2 protein-coding genes are annotated in these 1,731 nt (G+C 75.2%); both read left to right on the top strand.

Features of this window, described 5'->3' with window-relative positions:
- The coding region (locus tag NT8_RS29040) for a CAP domain-containing protein (protein WP_084469350.1) at positions 1 to 644 on the top strand (644 nt) is incomplete at its 5' end.
- A 121-nt stretch (positions 645 to 765) separates the two neighbouring features.
- On the top strand, positions 766 to 1,422 hold the full coding sequence (locus NT8_RS28020) for a hypothetical protein (protein WP_245646363.1): 657 nt from the start codon (positions 766 to 768) through the stop codon (positions 1,420 to 1,422).
- Positions 1,423 to 1,731: the final 309 nt, after the last annotated feature.

Raw genomic sequence — 1,731 nt, 5'->3', positions numbered from 1 at the left:
CGGCCGCCGGCCCCGCGGGCGGCGCCGCGGCCGCGCCCGGCGGGGAGCCGCCGACCGCGGCCGACGACTTCTTCGCCGACGCCCAGGCCGCCCCGGCCGACGGCCCGGCGGACGGCCCGACCGGGGGCGCGGCGGAGCCGCCCGCGCAGGCCTCCGCGGCGGAGGCGGCGGGCACGCTCACCGCCTCCGCCGCCCCGTCCCCCTCCCCCGAGGACGGCGCGGACGGCGACGGGGACGGGGACGGCGGGGACCCCGGCTCCGGCGGCGCCGGCGACCCGCCCGCGTCGGCGCAGGCGGTGGTCGAGCTGACCAACCGGGAGCGCGCCGAGGCCGGCTGCGCGCCGCTGCGGGTCGACGGCGCCCTGACCCGCGCCTCCCAGGCGCACAGCGAGGACATGGCGGCCCGCGACTACATGGGCCACGAGACCCCCGAGGGCGTCGGCCCGGCCGAGCGCGCCGAGGACGCCGGCTACACCGCCTGGTCGGGCGAGAACGTCGCCGCGGGGTACGGGTCGGCGGAGGCGGTCATGGCCGGGTGGATGGACAGCCCCGGCCACCGGGCGAACATCTTGAACTGCGACAACACCGAGATCGGGGTGGGCGAGTCCGACGCCCGCTGGACCCAGAACTTCGGCCGGGACTGACACCGCCGCCGCGCACCCCGCCCGCCGCCACCGGCCGCCGGGCGGGGTGCGGCGGGTGGGCGGCGGCGGATAATGCGGTGGCTCCCGGAGCGCCGCCCCTGCTAGGTTCTGCCGCGTGAACATGACGCTCGGGGACGCCTTCAACCGGCGCAAGAAGCTCGCCGCGGACCTGCAGAGCTGGATCAACCGGCTCGGCCTGGCAGGGACCGAGCGGCGCACCTACCGCACGGCGGTGCTGGACGGCGACGACGCCTACCGGCCGCAGCCGGGCACCGAGAAGTCCACCGCGCGCGCCTACACCATCGAGGAGTGCCGGGCACGCATCGACGAGATCCTCGCCGAGGACGAGACCCTGGCGCTGCGCATCTCGCGCACCAACCAGCAGGCGCGGGCCGAGATCGAGGGGCTGGACGGCACGGTCCGCACACTCTCCATCCCCGAGCTGCTGGTGCTCAAGTCCGACATCATCCCCAAGCTGGAGCAGGCCGCCCGCGCCGTCCCGCTGCGCGCCGACGACGTCGGCGTGATCGACAGCGGCGACTCCTGGATCCGCTACCGCACGGTCCGCCGGATCGAGCGCAAGCGCGAGACCTTCAGCGACAAGGGGCTGAAGATCGAGGAGATGCAGCTGCTCGGCCACGACGTCGTCGAGGTCACCGACTACGGCCTGCCGCGGCGCGGGCAGTGGGACGAGATCGACCGCATCGGCGAGTTCGCCCAGCGCGTGAAGCAGGCGATCAACCGCGCGAACAAGACGGAGCTGGCCGACCTGGACTGACTCCCCACAGACAGCGGGCCCGGGGCACCGAAGTGCGGTTCGTAGCAGGTCACGTGTAGCCGGCATCTTCGCCTATCCGCCTACCACTCACTCAGACGGTGTGTCCGTTGTACACGCGTAGCAGAGCGGCCTCGACGGCCGCCCGTACACCGGTCGATCGGTACCACGTCACACGCAACAGGTACCCAACCTCTGACAAGGGTCTCCTCACACCCTGGCCAGCCCCGGTCCCGCGCCGACCCGGCCGCCTCGCGGCGGCCCCGTGAACGGCGGCGGCCGGCGCCCGGACCCGTGTCCGGTGCGCCGGCC

The organism is Nocardiopsis trehalosi NBRC 14201 (assembly GCF_001552555.1).
Taxonomy (GTDB): Bacteria; Actinomycetota; Actinomycetes; order Streptosporangiales; family Streptosporangiaceae; genus Nocardiopsis_B; species Nocardiopsis_B trehalosi.
Note: the sequence above shows the minus strand (reverse complement) of the source record. Positions and strands in the feature narration are given on the sequence as shown.

Excerpts from the sequence above, each read along its gene's own strand:
- NT8_RS28020 (WP_245646363.1), top strand. The coding sequence starts at position 766 with ATGACGCTCGGGGACGCCTTCAACCGGCGCAAGAAGCTCGCCGCGGAC.